Here is a 16,557-nt window from a genome sequence, read left to right as displayed (position 1 = left end):
CATGGTTTTGCGGTGGTCATAGCCCTGGTGAGACGCCCGGTCCCATTCCGAACCCGGTAGCTAAGGCCAGGCGCGGCGATGGTACTGCACTCGAGAGGGTGTGGGAGAGTAGCACGCCGCCGCATTCCACTTGTTTGGGTCCCCCGGTCGAGCCTGTATGGCTCCCGGGGGATTCGTGTTTTTCTTGGTTTTTTGCTTCTTCTTCCGGGTCTTCCGGCCGGATCCCCCGCGGGGGCTCACGGGAGGCCCTTTTATTTCCGGGTCTCGTTCATCATCCCGGGATCCCGTGGAGCGCATGGCCTTGGGGAACCACCGGATTCCTGTGTCCTCCGGCCGATCGATGCCGATGGATTTTTTCCGGCACGCCATCGGCGGCGGAGCATGGTCTCCTGGGAGGTGGCCGTCGTTCCGGAAACCATCTAATATGGAACGGTCAGAACGGCGAAGGAGCAAAGGGATGCTAACAGTGGCCATCATCGAAGACGAGGGGCAGGCGGCGGAACGTCTGAGAGCCTGTCTCGGAAGATTCGAGTCGGACCACCCCAACACCCGTTTCGAGACGACTGTCTTCGCTGAGCCGACAAGATTCCTCGAGGGATACCGTCCGGTATGGGACATCGTCTTCATGGACATCGAGATGCCGAACATGGACGGCATGTCCGCCGCACATAGATTACGTCAACTGGATGGGCAGGTGACGTTGATATTCGTGACGAATATGGCGCAGTTCGCCGCGAAAGGCTACGAGGTGGACGCGCTCGACTACATCATCAAGCCGTTCTCCTACGCCGATTTTGAACGTAAACTCGATAGAGCCGTGGCTTTGAGGAATGAGGATTCCGCGGCGGTGATGATCGTGCAGCGTTCCGGCACCAGGCGCGTGCTGCTACGTGAGATCGAATACATCGAGGTCAGGAACCATGCCCTGCTCTACCATACCGAACACGGGATCCTGACCGGCACGGGAACATTGCAGGACATCGTGGACAAACTTGGATCGCACGGATTCCTCCGTTGCAGCAAGGCTTTCGTCGTGAATAGTCGGCATGTGGAAGCCGTCAAAGGCAACGGTCTGGTTTTGGCGGATGGCAGCCAAATCGCCCTTGGACGTGCATACAAGAAATCCTTCATGGTCGCTCTCGCAGACAGCATGGGGAACGACGCCATCCTATAGCGGTCCGGAGGGGAAGACTTCGAAGACGTATAAATCCACAGCGCAAGAAGGGAGGAACAGGGCGATGAGGACGATTGATATGCTCTTGGGTTTCTTCACTACGAATGGAATGGTCGTCGAATTGACCGTGTCCACGTTGTTGTTCACTTGGTGGCTCGAGCGTCGCGACATGTTCTGGTGGAGGTTCCTGACGGGAATCGCGGTCATGCTTGTCGAGTCGATGCTGTGGAACGCCTATATCCCCCAATATTTCCTGACGATCACTGTGCAGAACGTCATCGCCTTCGCATTGGTCATCCTGTGGATATTGCAATGCTGGACCGTCAACATACGGCAGGCGTTGTTCTACTTCGTCATGGCCGGTGCCACGCAGCACCTTGTCTACCGCGGCGCGAGGCTGCTGTCGGTGAGCTTGCACCAAATCTGGGACAGCGCTGCATGGATTGACACGTATGCCTACTCGCTTGCGCAGATCCCTCTCTATATATTGGCCTATCTTGTGTTCGGGCGGCCCATGGCCCGTAGGGACATATCCATGGTCGGTGGACGGTCCGTGTTCGCGATGCTGCTTGGTATGGTGCTATGCGTCAGCGTGTTCACCAACATGTTCAATGCCGTCGCCACGCCGGTCGGAGCGGCCTCCGCTGACGTATACACAGTGTTCAGTCTTTTCGACTTCGTCACCTGCGTCTTCATGCTGGAGTTGGCCATCGAACTGGTTTCCAGACAGCGCGCGCACGCGGAAGGCGAAGTTCTACGTCAGCTGTTGTACCAGCAGAAAAGGCAGATGGAGAACACGAAGGAGACCATCGACCTGATCAACGTGAAAACGCATGACCTGAAGAAACAGATTTCCCAACTCGGGCCGTCGATATCGCAGGAACAGGCGGACGAGCTGCACAGACTCGTGGACGTCTACGATTCCTCCGTCCGCACGGGCAATGAGACGTTGGATGTGCTACTGGCCAACAAGTCGATGCAATGCGAGCAACGCGGCATCCAGTTCGACAGGATGATCGATGGAGGAATCCTCGACTTCATGAACCCGGCCGATATTTACTCGCTCGTCGGTAATGCGCTCGACAACGCGCTGGAGGCGGTGTCCGCGTTGCCGCGGGATGCCGAAAGGTACGTTTCCGTGCGCATCCGGCGGAACAAGGGAATGGCCATGATCCGTGTGGAGAACCCGTTCTCGGGAACACTGGACTTCGCGGACGGCCTGCCGATGACCACAAAGGAAGATGCGCGGTACCACGGTTTCGGTACCCGTTCAATCAGGATGATCGCCCAGAAATACCACGGTTACATGTCGATTTCCGCGCGCGACGGGATCTTCCGGCTGACGGGATTCTGCCGTTGCCGTGACGTTGCGAAGATGTCGTTCACGACGTTTCGTCTACCGTTCACGAAGCGGCGCTTATGAGAGACGGTCTCCTCCGGCAGTCTGGTATCAGGAATCCTCATAGAGGAGGATCCAGAGATTCAAGGAGGATGAGATGCATAAGCGTACGGGCTTATGGCGGGGATTGACCGCCGTGGGTGCGATGCTCCTCACAATCGCCATCATGGCGGGCATGATCATGGAGACATACCGCACGTCACTGGACGCGTTCGTCGGCACGAGAAGCCAGAAGACAGTGACCGACCAGTCCGCCGACAAGAACGACAGCTGGACCTACAAATCGGAGTTCAAGACAGCGAAGGAAGCTTACGAAGGCTTCAAGAAGACTGCGATGGACGAATCTCCGGAGACCTATGCGCTGCTGAAGAACAGCGATGGAGCTCTGCCGATTTCCAAGACCGCGAAGATCACCATGTTCGGTGTGCGTAGCTTCGCCCCGGTGTACGGCAGCTCCGGTGGATCCGTCACGGACGGCAATTCGACGGTACAGATCACCAAGGCGTTCGAAGACGAGGGCTTCCAGATCAATCCCTCGATGCTCAAGGCGTACCAGAACTATTTCAAGGGCAAGAAATGGACCACTCCGAAATTCGGTGGAGGAGTCGTTCCCGAATACGAGGACATCACCAAATACAATGACCCCTGCGAACTGAGCCTTGACGAGTTGGCCAAACTTAACCCGGACTACAAGTCCCAGTACAAGGAATACAACGATGCCGCAATCGTGGTGGTCGGAAGGCCGGGAGGCGAGAACGGCGACGGGTACCGTCCAGGCAAGGAAGGTCTGGCCAACGGCGTGAACACTGTGACCGGAAACATCCTTTCTCTGAGTGACGAGGAGATGGCCTTGGTCAATGAGGCGAAAGCCAACTTCAACAAAGTCATCGTGCTGGTCAATTCCGTCAATCCGATGGAAATCGCCAATTTGCAGGACGATCCCGGCATCGATGCGATCATGTGGATCGGATATCCGGGTGCATACGGCTTCTACGGAGTGGCGGACGTGCTCAACGGCACGGTCTCTCCATCCGCGCACCTTGGCGACGTGATGGCCAAGAACAGCGCTGTCGCTCCCGCCATGAAGAACTACGGCAACGTGGCTTGGACCAACGCCTCCGACTTCTCCGAGGATGCCGCCGTCAACTCGTATCTGATGGAGGCTGAGGGCATTTACACCGGCTACAGGTATTACGAGACCCGCTACGCCGACATGGTGATGGGTAACGGCGGCGAACAGGCGTCCGCCGGAACGTACACGGCCGCCGATGGGACGGCTGCGACCGTGGACGGCAAATGGAATTACGCCAACGAAGTGGTATATCCGTTCGGCTATGGTCTGAGCTACACCACATTCGAGCAGAAACTCGATTCCGTCGAAGTCAAGGGAGACAAGAAGACCGCCGTTGCGACCGTCACCGTCAAGAACACCGGTGACGTGGCCGGCAAGTCCGTCGTCCAGCTGTACGCGTCCGTGCCTTACACCGACTACGACAAGAAGAACGGCGTGGAGAAGTCCGCGATTCAGCTCATGGACTTCGAGAAGACCGAATCCCTGAAGCCGGGCGAATCCCAGACCATCACCATGAACGTGGATCTGGCCAACCTTGCAAGCTACGATGCCAACAAGGCCAAGACCTACATCGTGGATCCAGGGGACTACTATCTCTCCATCGGAACCGACGCCCATGACGCGCTGAACAACGTACTCGCCGCGCAAGGATACGGCGAATCCGACGGCATGACAGCGGCCGGTGACAAGACCAAGACCTATAAGTGGACATGGAAGGGCGGTGTGGACGCCGATACCTTCTCCACTTCGGACAACGGCACGAAGATCACCAACCAGCTTACGAATGGCATCTACGCCACCGACTACAACGCCTTCGATAAGGGTGCGGTCACCTACATGACTCGTTCCGATTGGAACGGCAGCTTCCCGAAGACCTATTCGGGTATCACGGCCGACAAGAAGGTGTCCAAGCTGCTGAACAACGATTTCATCAATCTGAAAACCGACGACGACGTTTCCGATATCAAAACGGGAGACAAGTCCAGCAGTCTGACCATCAACGACATGAAGGGCGCATCCTTCGATGACGAACGTTGGGATGAACTGACATCGAAGATCTCCGTCAAGGAGTTCATGTCCTTCGCGGAGACCGCCTTCCATGCCATCGGGTCGATCGATTCCATCGGCCTTCAGCAGATGACCACCGACGACGGGCCAGGAGGCTCCGACTCGCATTATCTGAACGAGGGACAGTACCAAGGCAAGCCATTCAAGGACGCCAAGGATAAGAAGTACGCCAACAAAAGCGCGCGCGTGGCCCCCTCGCCGGTCAATCTGGCGTACAGCTGGAACAAGGATCTCGCCTACCGCAATGGCGAGGTGATTCTCGGCGAAAGCAGCCTGGTGTTCAACCTGCCAATCATGATTGGACCGGCGATGAACCTTCATCGCCATGCCTACAACTCCCGTAGCGTGGAGTACTATTCCGAGGACCCGATCCTGTCCGGATACATCGGCTCCGCGGTGGTTCAGGGAGCACAATCCAAGGGCACGCTCGTCAATGTGAAGCACCTCGCGTTCAATGACCAGGAGATCAACCGTTCCGGTGTGGCCACCTTCATGAACGAGCAGAAGGCCCGCGAGATGGAACTGCGTGATTTCCAGCAGGCATTCGAAGCCAAAGGCAAGCCGGCGTCCTTTGCGTCCGACTCCTCCAAGAAGGATTCCTACAAGCAGGGCGCACTCGGACTGATGACCTCCTACAACCGCATCGGCGCCGTCGCCTCCAGCGCGAACGCCGCGGTGATGGTCAACATCCTCCGCAACGAATGGGGCTTCCACGGATACAACGTCACTGACTTCACCTCCATCTCCCCGCATGCCGCACCGAAGGAGTCCGTCCTTGCTGGCACCAATGCGTTCTGCGGCTTCGGCAATCAAGGCGTGAAGTACTGGGATGCCGACACTTTGAGCAAGGACCGCGACATGCTCCTGGCCATCAAACAGGACATGCATCAGGCCCTGTGGGCGATTGCCAACTCCAACGCGATGAACGGCGTGAACTCCAGTACTCACACCGTCAACGTGATGACTTGGTGGCGTGCGGCATATATTGCCGCGATCGGAGCGTCCGGCCTGCTGACCTTGGCTGGTTTGGCCGGCTACACGGTCGTCCGTATCCGTTCCGTCCACAGCATGGCCAATGGACCAGTGGCGGCTTCGAAGTGAAAGGACATATCATGGCAACATCGATTAAGACCCATGTCGCCGAAATCGTAGCCATGGCGGCCACGTTCGTCGGACTGGTGATCTACATAGTCAACTCCGCAACCGGATACATGGCCGGGCAAGGGATGAGCGTGCCGCTCATTGCGTTGAGCGTGGTGGCCGTCATCGCCCTCGTGTTCCGTACCGCTGCACGGAACCGTCTGCCGGCGGTGCTGGCTGACGTGCTGCTGATCATCTCGGAAGTGATGCTGCTCGCGTCGTTCGCGCAATTCGTCCTCGCTCGTGTGCGTCTCGCGGCGGACATCTACTTCATCCCGGTCAATTACCCGGCGTCGGAGCAGACTTCCCTCAACGTGGCGCTCATCGGCGTCGGCTGCTACCTCGTGGCCATCATCGCCCTAGTGGTCGAGTCGTTCACGGCCAAGGACCGGCACTACGCCGTGATCATGGCTGAAACCGAATGATTCGGCAGATTCCATAACCAACGAGAGAAGGGTGGACGGACGATATGAAACGTTCGTTCACCCTTCCTTCCCGCTGATTTCCGCCGATTCTTGCAATCACGGGGTCGGCACCTCATACAGGCTTTGAAGAGGAGACAACATGCAGTCAACCAATTTCAACGACGGTTGGGCGTACCGTCATCTTGCGCGGTCCGGTGAGACCGGGGAGCAGTGGATTCCGGTCTCCATCCCGCATGACGCGATGCTGTCGGAGCCACGCAGCCCACTCGCCGCGAGCGGGCTCAATTCCGGCTGGTTCGAGGGACGCGACTACGAATACGTCAGACGGTTCACCCCCGGCAGGGAGCTCGCTGGGCATCGCATGCTGCTCGAGTTCGAAGGCGTCTACCATGACGCCGAAGTATGGGTGAACGGGGAGAAACGCGCCTTCCGCCCGTACGGATACACGAATTTCTATGTCGACCTGACCGATTGCGTGCGTGTCGGTGAATCCAACGAGATCCGCGTGGTGGCCCGCAATGCCGACCAGCCCAACTCGCGATGGTATTCGGGTGCCGGCATCTACAGGCCCGTCGTGCTGTGGACAGCGCCGTCCGGCCACATCACGGTCAACGGCCTCGCCGCGCGCACCATCAGCGCCGACGCGGCGGCCGGCCGCGCGCGGATCGCCGTCGACGTCGAGACGAACGCCGTCGGCGACGTCGAGATCATGATTCCCGAAGCGGGCGTCGACATGGTCGAAGCGTGCGTGGCAGGTGGCAACACGTTCGAGATCGACGTCGAGAACGCGCGCCTGTGGTCCCCGGAGCATCCCGACCTGTACCGCATGACCGCGCGCTTCACCGCGGACGGTGCCACGGAAAGCGACGCCGCGTCGATCACGTTCGGCATCCGGACGTTGGAATGGTCGGACAGTGGCCTGCTCATCAACGGCTCGCGCGTGATCCTCCAGGGCGCCTGCGTCCACCACGACAACGGCGTGCTCGGCGCGTGCGCGTACGCGGACGCGGAGGAACGCAAGATCCGGCTGATGAAGTCCAACGGATACAACGCCATCCGTTCCGCGCACAACCCCTGCTCCAAGGCCATGCTCGACGCGTGTGACCGTCTGGGCGTGCTGGTGATGGACGAATACATCGACCACTGGTACATCCACAAGACGCAGCACGACTACGTCGACCATTTCGACGAATGGTGGAGGCGCGACCTGGAGGACATGGTCGCCAAGGACCGCAACCATCCGAGCGTGGTGCTGTACTCCACCGGCAACGAGGTGTCGGAGACCGCGCAGAAGCGGGGCATCGCCCTGACCCGGGAGATGACCGAACACCTGCACGCGCTCGACGGCACGCGTCCGGTCACCTGCGGCGTGAACATCTTCTTCAACTTCCTGTCCTCGATCGGATTCGGCCAGTACTCCGACAAGAAGGCCGCCAAGGAGGCCGAGAAGGCCGAGAAACTGCGGGCCTCCGGACAGGCCGCGGATCGGCACAAGGCCGTCGGAAGCGAATTCTTCAACAACATGGCCGGACTCCTCGGCGCCGATTTCATGAAGACCGGAGCGGCCCTGCCGTTCTGCGACTGGGTGACCCGCGACGCGTTCGCGGCGATGGACGTGGCCGGATACAACTACGGCATCAAGCGGTACGAGCATGATCTGAAGAAATACCCACGACGTCTCATCCTCGGTTCGGAGACCTTCTGCAGCGATGCCTACCGGTTCCGTGAACTCGCCAAACGAGAGCCGCGCCTGATCGGCGACTTCGTATGGGCCGGCATGGACTACCTCGGCGAGACCGGGGTCGGCGCATGGGAGTACGAGGACTACGCTCCGCCGCGCGTCGAATACGGTTGGCTGACCGCCGGCTCCGGACGCGTCGACCTGACCGGCCATCCGCTCGGCGAGGCGTACTACACGCGCGTGGCGCTGGAGCAATCCACCGGCCCGTTCCTCGCGGTGCGTCCGGTGAACCATACGGGGGACAGGCATTCGCCCAGCGCATGGAAGATGAGCGACGCCATCGACTCCTGGAGTTGGAATGGGTGCGAGGGCCGGAAGGCCGAGGTGGAGGTCTACGCGCGCGCGGCCGAGGTGTCGCTGCTGCTCAACGGCCGTGAAATCGGCCGGCGCGCGTTGCGGGACGATTGCATCGCACGCTTCTCGTGCGAGTACGAGCCGGGCGTGCTGGAAGCCGTGTCGTACGACAGCGACGGACGGGAGATCGGCCGCAACCGGCTCGTCAGCGCCGGCGAGGACACCCGGCTCGACGCCGGAATCGAGTATCTGGGCAGGGAGCTTGCCTTCGTGCGGGTGCGGTACACCGACGGCGGCGGAACGACCAAGCCATTGGAGCGCGGAATACTCACGGCGGCCATCAGCGGGGCCGGGAAGGACGATCTGCTCGGTTTCGGCTGCGCCGCGCCATACAACAAGATCGGCTTCCTGTCCGGGAAGACCGACACGTACTACGGCGAGGCCCTCGCGGTGGTACGGCGTCCCGGACGCTCCGGCGGCGAGACCGTGCTGCACGTGACCGATGGAAGACTGTCCACGCGAATCGCGATTCCAGCGAACGCGTGATTGGAAGAAAAGAGGAAGATATGGTCGACCAGCCATCCGGAAAGACCGCTGCCAGCCCGATCGGCGTATGGTGGGGCCGATTCGCAGTCAAGCACAAGCTGATCGCGCAGTTCGTGATGTTCTACGCGTTCTCGCTGTTCGTCACCGTGCTGCAATACGTGATGCTCACATTCCTGCCGGAACTGATCCATGCGCATACCAACTGGTGCGACATTCCATGCCAGCTGATCCATTTGGCGATCGGCCCGGTGGACACGTACGTGTTCGACTATCCGGTCACCGGGGATGCCACCGGCGGCATGGGATACTTCGCCGCGTTCGCCATCACGTTGTTCGTGGCGCAATGCGTGAACTTCCCGATGCAACGCAACATCACCTTCAAATCGCATGGCAACGTGTGGTTCCAGATCGCTTGGTATGTGGTGGCGTTCGTGCTCATCACCATCGCATGCAGCTTCCTGATGGGATTGTATGTGCCATTGTGCAAGCGATTCTTCCCGGCTGCGGTGTACAACATCCTCATCACCGTGATCAACGGCGGCGTGCAGATGGTGATTTATTTCCCGATTTACAAGATCATCTTTCCCGAAGGTGAAGTGAAATAGATCCACTGCTCTGCCGAGGCGCGTCGTGTGTTTCCGGACCATGCTTCCTGACCGAATGGGCGGTGATGCGTAGTGTCATTTAGGTACCGGATGCCGGATATGGTGTCATTTGGGTACCTCTGGTGTCATTTGGGTACCCAAGCGTCCTTGTGCGAAACCCTACGGCTAATGAAACAGAAATGAAACAAATTCTGAAACAGATGAAACAGCGTTTCATATAGTGATATGCCACCCCCCACATCGCTTATCCTCTTTTGAAAAAGAGATAATGCGGGATGTTCTTCTTCAAGGGGATGGGGCATGGCGTTGGTTGGTGGTCGCAGACATCGCGGCCTCGTCAAGGTGGAGATGTTCATCAGGTTCAACGAGATGCGTCGAGGGGATTTCTCCTATATCGAGGTCATGGGCGTCACCAAGGCGTACAAAGTGGACCGCATCACTGTCATCGATCCGGACGATTCCTCGCGATTGCGCATCATCAAGGGTGAAGACCGCGTGACCTTGATGATGTGCAATCCATACGGCGTCAACACGCATCGCCTGCTCATGTCCGGACACCGCGTGAGCATGCCTGTCCCCGCTCCGAATCCGGACAGGCTTTTCGACGTGGAGACCGCTACGAGATGGTTGGTTGGCGGGTTGCTTGGTGTAGGTCTGCTGATCGTCGTGCCATGGCGTCGGCGTACCGGCTGGTGGCATCGCATGAGGCATGCCGCCGTTTGGCCGCAGGATCGGCGGACCGTCGGCAGGAGAGTATTTAAATATATTTATTGAAATACTCTAAATAAATATATTTAAATACTGCGATGAGCGCTCCGGAAACATCTTTCGGTTTGTTTTTGGGAATAGGACTTTAAAGCGTTTTCGATGTCGTGAGCCGTACTTTGTTGGCCGGATAGGTGTCCTGCGACAGCACCACCGGATGTCCCGAGGGGTCAAGCGCCCTGGAGAACACGCGTAGCAACGGGGCTCCGGCCTGCAACCGCAGGTGCCGGATGCAACGGCCCATACCGGGCACCACCTCGATGGATTCCTCGACGGTATGGATGTCGGCGCTGCAGACCGTGCGCAGAAGCTGGTAGATGGAACCGGTCAGATCCAGTTCCAGGAATGATGGATAATCCCTTTGGTTGATGTAGGTCCGTTCATATGAGATGGGTTCGCCGTCGATTGTGCGGATGCGTTCGATGCGTATCAACTGGCTTCCTGCGGGAAGGCCGAATCCCAGACAGATGTTTTCCGGGCATTCGCGTATATCGGCTTGGAGCACGGTCGTCTCGCATTCCAGTCCTTGCGAGGCGAGCATGATGGGCAAGCCCGAGGCGGAGCCGCTTGGCCTGTCTATCAGATCCGCTGATTTCGTGACTATGTCGATTCGGGAGACCTGCGCACGGGAGGCTATGTCCTTGGTGATGACCGTGCCTCCACGTCCGGGGAAGGTCTCGATCTCGCCTTGGGAGCGCATAAGGTCCAACGCGGCGCGGATGGTGGCGCGTGAGACGAACAGGGTTTCGGCGAGAGCGCGTTCCGAAGGTAGTCTGTCCCCGACGGAAAGCTCCTTCTGTTCCGCAAGGAGGCGGATGTCGCAGATGGCCCGGCGCACCGCCGGGCCGGGTATTGGATTCGCTGTCGTGCCCATAGGACAGTTATAGCGCTTCGGAGTCCCTTTCGTTGGTACGGATGCGGACGGCATGTTCCACGTTGCGTACGAAGATCTTGCCGTCGCCGAAACTGGAGGTGGCGAGTCTGTCCACGACCGCGTCGATGATCGTGTCGACTTGGTCGTCCGGCACGACGGTGCGCACGCTGATTTTCGGCAGCAAGTTGACTCCTCGCTTCTCGTCACGGGTGTATACCTGCTTGAGTCCGCGCTGGTGTCCGTAGCCCATAACGAAGTCGACGGTTATGCCGCAGCTGCTGCACTGGTCGAGTACGTGTTTGAGGGCTTCGAGCTTTTCGGAATTGATGATGAATTCGATTTCCTTCATGATGCTCCTTGGGAAGGTTCCCGACGTGATGGGACGGGAGATGGGTTGGGGGAGACGCCTTGTCAGACGCCTCCCCTTGATGTGAATCAGGACAAGTAAGAGCTAGTATTCGAGGATGCCTTCGGGCGTCTTCATCCACACGGTGGAGTTCTCGCCTTTGCCGTGCCATTTGACGAGCATGCATCCCCAGAGGACCAGACCGACGGCCATATATCCGGCGAAGCCGAGCCAGGTCTGGGTGCCGATGCCGATGGTGCAGAAGAACGCCACGACGATGGAGATGACGAGCGACGCGATCTTCATGGCCATGCCACCCGGAGTGACGTACGGGCGGTCCCATTCGGGGTGCTTGAGCGCGAGGCGGATGGACGAGATGCTGGACAGCGCATAGCAGATCGCGCATGCGAAGGCCATCAGGTCGAAGAACGCGGTGATGGATTTCATGGCAAGGAACGCCACGGAGATGGCCAAAATCAGGATGTTCGGCAGGATGGGCTGGCCGTAGCGGTTGCACTTGGAGAACGCTTTGGGAAGGAAGTTCTGGCGTCCCATGGCGAACAGCATACGGACCGCGGAGTACCAGAATCCGAGCACCGAGGTTCCGATCGGGAAGAGCACGCCGAAGATGCCGAGCAGCACCACGAACCAGCTCATGAAGCCCGCGCCGCCGAAAGTCTGGCGTAGCACGTCGAAAGTGATGAAAGCGGAACCGTCGAACGAATAGGAAGACCAGTCCATGCAGCCGGCGACGGCGAAGTAGAAGATGGCGTAGATCGCTCCGCAAGTCAGTACGGAGCCGAGAATGGCCTTGCTTTGGCTCTTGATCGGGAAGGTGCCCTCCTCAACCATCGCGGGCACGGTCTCGAAACCGAAGTACGGGGTGATGAGGAACGCGCAGCCGATGATCCAGCCGATGCCGGTTCCGTAATCGCCCGCTTTGGCGTTCGCAAAGAAATTGGTGAAGTTGGCGATGTTCCAATGGCCGGAGAAGAACAGCAGGAGGGAGGTCAATACGATGCCGCCGATGGCGGTGAACAGCATGATGGTCTGCACACGTCCGGCGACCACGTTCTTGCACAGGCTGATTCCGCACCAGATGCACAGACAGACGGCTCCCACGATGGTGGCTTTGGTGCCGGAGAGCGAGTTGCCGAGGAACTGGTAGTTCAGCCAATCGAGTATGCCAAGCACGCCTGCGGCGGGGACCGCGAGCCATGCGCACATGATGAGCCATGCGGACCAGAAGCCGGCATGCTTGTTGAGGCCGACCGTGTTGAACACAAGGCATGATCCGGTGCTCGGCAGCATTGTGGACAGTTCGGCGTATACGAAGCCGATCGGAAGGATCATCGCTGTCATGAGGATGAATCCGAGGAAGGTCGCGGGACCGCAATACGACAGGAAGATGCCGTCCCAGTAGCACATGAAGGTGAAGATGGCGCCCGTCGCCAGCGTGTAGACGTACAGGAGTCGGAGCGATCTTTTCAGTCCGCCTGTGGATTTTGCCGTGGGTGCGGTCGATGTTCTCGGAATTGTTTGGCTGGTCATGGTATTTTCCTCTCTTGTGAACGAATTCGTTTTCTAATCGATGGCTGTTGCTTTCTGTCTCGTGCGGGTCTCCTTTCCGGTCATCCGAACAATCGGAGGTAACGGTCGGCGAGCTCCATGGTCCCTTCGGTGAATCCGACGGACAGTTCCTTGACCGGATCGGAGTCGAGGTGGCTGGCGATCCATGCCATGAGCTGCATGCGCCGCATCATGATGAAGGTGTCGATTTCCATGAAATCCGTGTCGGTGAATGGCAGCACCTTGCGGTAGCCGTCGAGCCACGCGTTCACCAGATCGGGGACGATCGGCTTGGTCTCGATGAAGGACAATGCGCTGGCCAGATCGTGCAGGTGCCATCCGAATCCGCAGTCGTCGAAATCGATGACCTTGATCTGGTCTCCTTCCACCAGGAGGTTGGAGACGCGCAGGTCGGCGTGGATGAGGCCGAAATTCTGGTCGTTGCGTCCGTATCGTTCGAGCCGTTTCCTGATGACGTGCGAGCAATGGTCCAGGTCGTGTTCAATCTCGGGGGTCAAGTCGGGCATTGCCCGCCAAGGGCCCCAGATCGCGTGGTCGCCGATGATGGTGTCGTATGTCCATGTGCAACGCTTGAGCCGTTTGGTACCGTTCCAGATTTCGGTCTGGCGGTGCAGATACGCGGTGGTCTCGCCGAGCGCCTCGTACTGGCGGACGGCGTTTTTCTCGTCGTTTTCGTCCGGTGAGGAACCTTCGAGGAACTCGCAGATCACGCAGTAGTAGTCCTTGCCGTCGGAGCCTTTGACGATTTGGATGTTGGACCCGTCCGTGGCCTCCAACGGGTTGGCTACGAGCAGTGGCGTGTAGTCGTTGATCTGGCGCAGCCAGGCCATCTCGCTTTGGTATTCCTCCAATGTGTGGTATCCGGGGCGTCCTACGCGCAGCACGCCATCCTTACTGCCGGTCTTGGGGTTCACGACCAGGTAGGTCGCGTTCTCCGACAGTTGGAGGAGCCGTGCCTCATCGTCCGCTCCGAATGGGTATCTGCGGAGCGCTTCGGTGGCGACGTCGTTGAAGAGACCGGTGTTCTCGAAAACCGACATGGTGTCTCCCTCACTGTCCCATCGATGTGGTTTCCGGCAGGGTCGAGCCGCCGTCGATGACCATCTGGGTGCCGGTCAGGTAGCTTGCCTCGTCGCTCGCGAGGAATGCGCACAGCTCGCCGCACTCCTCGGGGGTTCCGAGGCGTCCCAGAGGGACGGCGGAGGCGATTGCCTGGATGGCCCGTTCCGGATTGTCCGGATCGGACTGGCGGGCCATTCCCTCGACCAGCGGTGTGCGGATGTAATCGGGGCAGATGCAGTTCACACGTACGTTCTTGTCCGCGAATTCGCGGGCGAGGGCTTTGGTCAGGCCGACCAGCGCCGCTTTCGTGGTCGCATACGCGGCCTCGCCAGGGTCGGCCACCATGTCGCCGGTCACCGACGAAGTGATGACGACCGCGCCGCCCCCGGCCTCGATGATGGACGGGATGACCGCCTTGCAGGCGTTCCATACGCCTTTGATGTTGACATCGATATGGCTGTCCCGCCAGGAATCGTCCTCGGTGAGGAAGTCTCCTAGCACGCAGATGCCCGCATTGCAGTCGAGCACGTCGATCCGGCCGTACTTGTCGATCGCCGCCTGCGCCAGAGCCTTGCAACTGCCGTAGTCGCTGACGTCACAGCGGACGCCGATCGCCTCGTAGCCGGCTTCGCGCAGTTCCTTGGCATATTCAAGCACATGCTCGCCGCGTGCCGCGAGCACCACCTTCGCGCCCTGCTGCGCGAATACCTTGGCTATTCCGGAACCGATGCCTTTGGACGCGCCGGTCACAACCGCGACCTTGCCTTCAAGCTTTCCCATTGTTTTCTCCTTGCGCTGTGTGAGATCTTGCCGCTTATAGACCGAGTGCCGTGAGGGATTCCTCCAGGGCCGCCATGTAACGGTCCACGTCGGATTCGCTGAACACCAGCGGCGGGCGGATCTTCATGATGTTGCCGTACGAGCCGCAGTTCGAGGTGAGGACGCGATGCTGGCGCATCTGTTCGATGAGGCTCAGCACTTCGATGCTGAGAGGGTCGCCTGTTTCCGGATCGTCGAATTCGACGCCGATGTATAGGCCCGCGCCGCGCACGTCTGCGATGGAGGGATGGTCCTTGGCGAGTCTCTGCAGCTCGCTTTTGAACAGCGTTCCCACACGACGGGCGTTGCCCATGATGTCCTCGCAGTCCATGACCTCCAGAGTGGCTTTGGCCGCGGCCATCGCGACGGGGTTGCCGGCGAACGTGTTGAAGTAAGGGATCTTGTCGTTGAACGCGTCGAGGATCTCATGACGGACCGCGGTCGCCGAGCAGGCGATGCCGTTGGCCATCGGCTTGCCCATGGTCACGATGTCCGGAACGATGCCATGGCGGGCGAATCCCCAGAACGCCTCGCCGGTGCGGCAGAATCCGGGCTGCACTTCGTCGGCGATGTACAGGCCTCCCTCCTCATGGACGGCGTCGGCCACCTTTGCCAGCCAGCCCGGTTTGCCTGGGAAGATGCCGTCGGACGAGAAGATCGAATCGACCAGCAACGCCGCGAACTTGATGCCGTGGCGCTTCATGCGGGCGATTTCCGTCTTCAGCGCCTTGACCATATAGTCGCCGATCTCGTCCTCGCCGATCGCGTGGGTGTCCGGCGTGGGAAGGATGCCGGCCTCAAGGGACAGCGCCTGCCCCTTGCCGATGGATGGGGAGAAGGAGGAGACCAGATCCGTATTGCCGTGGTAGGCCTCGTTCGTGACGATGATGCCACGGCCACCGGTGTAGTTGCGGGCGATGCGGATTGCCAGGTCGTTCGCCTCGGAACCGGTGCACTGGTAGGTGATGCGGTCGATTTCCTTCGGCATTTTCGCGATGAGCGCCTCGGAATAGTCAAGGATGGTCTCATGAAGATAGCGGGTGTGCGTGTTCAGCGTGGCGACCTGCTTGGCGATCGCCTCGACCACGTGCGGATGGCAATGGCCGACGGATACCACATTGTTGTAGGCATCCAGATAGTCGTTGCCTTTCTCGTCGAAAACGTGGCTGCCCTCGCCACGGACGATCTCGACCGGATCCTTGTAGAACAGGCGGTATCCCTTGCCCAGGATGCGGCGACGCCGAACCAGTTCGCGCTTGTTCTCGTCAAGTCCGTCAAGATTGGAATCATCGAATCTGTTCATGTCAAGAATCGTTGTTTTCTCAGCCATGATTCCTTCTTTCGCTTCATGTTTCCCATGTGATGCGATTAGGAATAAAATCGGATTATTACCGAATGATGACGAAAAAATTGCGTTAAAGTATTTCAAACCAAAAAACAGACCAAACCAGTCGGATTCGATACGTGGTATGTCTGTTTGTTTTGAGACCGTCGCAGATGAATGAGGGGCATGACCCAAAATGAACCGCACCCCGATTGTTGGACTGAAGAAATTCAGATTCAATGATCGGAGGTGCGGTTCTTTCGTATGCGCGAGGATCGAAGGAAACACTACGACGACGGGTTCCGGCGCGAGG

Annotated in this window: 13 protein-coding genes and 1 rRNA gene; 8 read left to right on the top strand and 6 right to left on the bottom strand. The window is 59.1% G+C overall.

Going from position 1 to position 16,557, the window contains the following annotated elements:
- Nucleotides 1-8 precede the first annotated feature (8 nt).
- The 8 genes from rrf (at nucleotide 9) to AC1ATL_RS10570 (ending at nucleotide 10,238) form a co-directional block, all read left to right on the top strand.
- Nucleotides 9-125 (top strand): 5S ribosomal RNA (gene rrf / locus AC1ATL_RS10605).
- Between the two features lie 332 nt (nucleotides 126-457).
- On the top strand, nucleotides 458-1,174 hold the full coding sequence (locus tag AC1ATL_RS10600; protein ID WP_476570200.1) for a LytR/AlgR family response regulator transcription factor: 717 nt from the start codon (nucleotides 458-460) through the stop codon (nucleotides 1,172-1,174).
- A gap of 64 nt (nucleotides 1,175-1,238) precedes the next feature.
- Nucleotides 1,239-2,597 (top strand): GHKL domain-containing protein, encoded by a 1,359-nt coding sequence (locus AC1ATL_RS10595; RefSeq protein ID WP_476570199.1) that lies wholly within the window; start codon nucleotides 1,239-1,241, stop codon nucleotides 2,595-2,597.
- 73 nt (nucleotides 2,598-2,670) lie between these two features.
- Nucleotides 2,671-5,814, top strand: a complete 3,144-nt coding sequence (locus tag AC1ATL_RS10590; RefSeq protein WP_432624418.1) for a glycoside hydrolase family 3 C-terminal domain-containing protein — start codon at nucleotides 2,671-2,673, stop codon at nucleotides 5,812-5,814.
- Nucleotides 5,815-5,825: 11 nt separating this feature from the next.
- A complete protein-coding gene (locus AC1ATL_RS10585) occupies nucleotides 5,826-6,278 on the top strand; it encodes a hypothetical protein (protein ID WP_432624417.1) in 453 nt (150 codons plus the stop codon).
- Between the two features lie 139 nt (nucleotides 6,279-6,417).
- On the top strand, nucleotides 6,418-8,859 hold the full coding sequence (locus AC1ATL_RS10580) for a glycoside hydrolase family 2 TIM barrel-domain containing protein (protein WP_476570197.1): 2,442 nt from the start codon (nucleotides 6,418-6,420) through the stop codon (nucleotides 8,857-8,859).
- 20 nt (nucleotides 8,860-8,879) lie between these two features.
- Nucleotides 8,880-9,464 (top strand): hypothetical protein, encoded by a 585-nt coding sequence (locus tag AC1ATL_RS10575; RefSeq protein ID WP_476570196.1) that lies wholly within the window; start codon nucleotides 8,880-8,882, stop codon nucleotides 9,462-9,464.
- 300 nt (nucleotides 9,465-9,764) lie between these two features.
- Nucleotides 9,765-10,238 (top strand): sortase, encoded by a 474-nt coding sequence (locus AC1ATL_RS10570; RefSeq protein WP_476570195.1) that lies wholly within the window; start codon nucleotides 9,765-9,767, stop codon nucleotides 10,236-10,238.
- Between the two features lie 79 nt (nucleotides 10,239-10,317).
- Here the strand turns inward: AC1ATL_RS10570 and AC1ATL_RS10565 are convergent, their stop codons facing one another.
- The 6 genes from AC1ATL_RS10565 to AC1ATL_RS10540 form a co-directional block, all read right to left on the bottom strand.
- Entirely contained in the window at nucleotides 10,318-11,103 is a 786-nt protein-coding gene (locus AC1ATL_RS10565) for a GntR family transcriptional regulator (protein WP_476570194.1), read from the bottom strand.
- A gap of 7 nt (nucleotides 11,104-11,110) precedes the next feature.
- A complete protein-coding gene (locus tag AC1ATL_RS10560; RefSeq protein WP_476570193.1) occupies nucleotides 11,111-11,452 on the bottom strand; it encodes a P-II family nitrogen regulator in 342 nt (113 codons plus the stop codon).
- Nucleotides 11,453-11,554: 102 nt separating this feature from the next.
- Nucleotides 11,555-13,000, bottom strand: coding sequence for an APC family permease (locus AC1ATL_RS10555; RefSeq protein WP_476570192.1), 1,446 nt, complete (start codon nucleotides 12,998-13,000; stop codon nucleotides 11,555-11,557).
- Between the two features lie 80 nt (nucleotides 13,001-13,080).
- Entirely contained in the window at nucleotides 13,081-14,079 is a 999-nt protein-coding gene (locus AC1ATL_RS10550) for a phosphotransferase enzyme family protein (RefSeq protein WP_476570191.1), read from the bottom strand.
- Between the two features lie 10 nt (nucleotides 14,080-14,089).
- A complete protein-coding gene (gene ucpA / locus AC1ATL_RS10545) occupies nucleotides 14,090-14,881 on the bottom strand; it encodes an SDR family oxidoreductase UcpA (RefSeq protein ID WP_476570190.1) in 792 nt (263 codons plus the stop codon).
- Between the two features lie 34 nt (nucleotides 14,882-14,915).
- On the bottom strand, nucleotides 14,916-16,250 hold the full coding sequence (locus AC1ATL_RS10540; protein WP_476570189.1) for an aspartate aminotransferase family protein: 1,335 nt from the start codon (nucleotides 16,248-16,250) through the stop codon (nucleotides 14,916-14,918).
- Nucleotides 16,251-16,557: the final 307 nt, after the last annotated feature.

Source organism: Bifidobacterium sp. LH_743, from assembly GCF_056355775.1.
This window is presented reverse-complemented; position numbering and strand designations above follow the sequence as displayed.

Coding starts and splice junctions, on each gene's coding strand:
- AC1ATL_RS10600 (WP_476570200.1), top strand. CDS start 458: ATGCTAACAGTGGCCATCATCGAAGACGAGGGGCAGGCGGCGGAACGT.
- AC1ATL_RS10595 (WP_476570199.1), top strand. CDS start 1,239: ATGAGGACGATTGATATGCTCTTGGGTTTCTTCACTACGAATGGAATG.
- AC1ATL_RS10590 (WP_432624418.1), top strand. CDS start 2,671: ATGCATAAGCGTACGGGCTTATGGCGGGGATTGACCGCCGTGGGTGCG.
- AC1ATL_RS10585 (WP_432624417.1), top strand. CDS start 5,826: ATGGCAACATCGATTAAGACCCATGTCGCCGAAATCGTAGCCATGGCG.
- AC1ATL_RS10580 (WP_476570197.1), top strand. CDS start 6,418: ATGCAGTCAACCAATTTCAACGACGGTTGGGCGTACCGTCATCTTGCG.
- AC1ATL_RS10575 (WP_476570196.1), top strand. CDS start 8,880: ATGGTCGACCAGCCATCCGGAAAGACCGCTGCCAGCCCGATCGGCGTA.
- AC1ATL_RS10570 (WP_476570195.1), top strand. CDS start 9,765: ATGGCGTTGGTTGGTGGTCGCAGACATCGCGGCCTCGTCAAGGTGGAG.
- AC1ATL_RS10565 (WP_476570194.1), bottom strand. CDS start 11,103: ATGGGCACGACAGCGAATCCAATACCCGGCCCGGCGGTGCGCCGGGCC.
- AC1ATL_RS10560 (WP_476570193.1), bottom strand. CDS start 11,452: ATGAAGGAAATCGAATTCATCATCAATTCCGAAAAGCTCGAAGCCCTC.
- AC1ATL_RS10555 (WP_476570192.1), bottom strand. CDS start 13,000: ATGACCAGCCAAACAATTCCGAGAACATCGACCGCACCCACGGCAAAA.
- AC1ATL_RS10550 (WP_476570191.1), bottom strand. CDS start 14,079: ATGTCGGTTTTCGAGAACACCGGTCTCTTCAACGACGTCGCCACCGAA.
- ucpA (WP_476570190.1), bottom strand. CDS start 14,881: ATGGGAAAGCTTGAAGGCAAGGTCGCGGTTGTGACCGGCGCGTCCAAA.
- AC1ATL_RS10540 (WP_476570189.1), bottom strand. CDS start 16,250: ATGGCTGAGAAAACAACGATTCTTGACATGAACAGATTCGATGATTCC.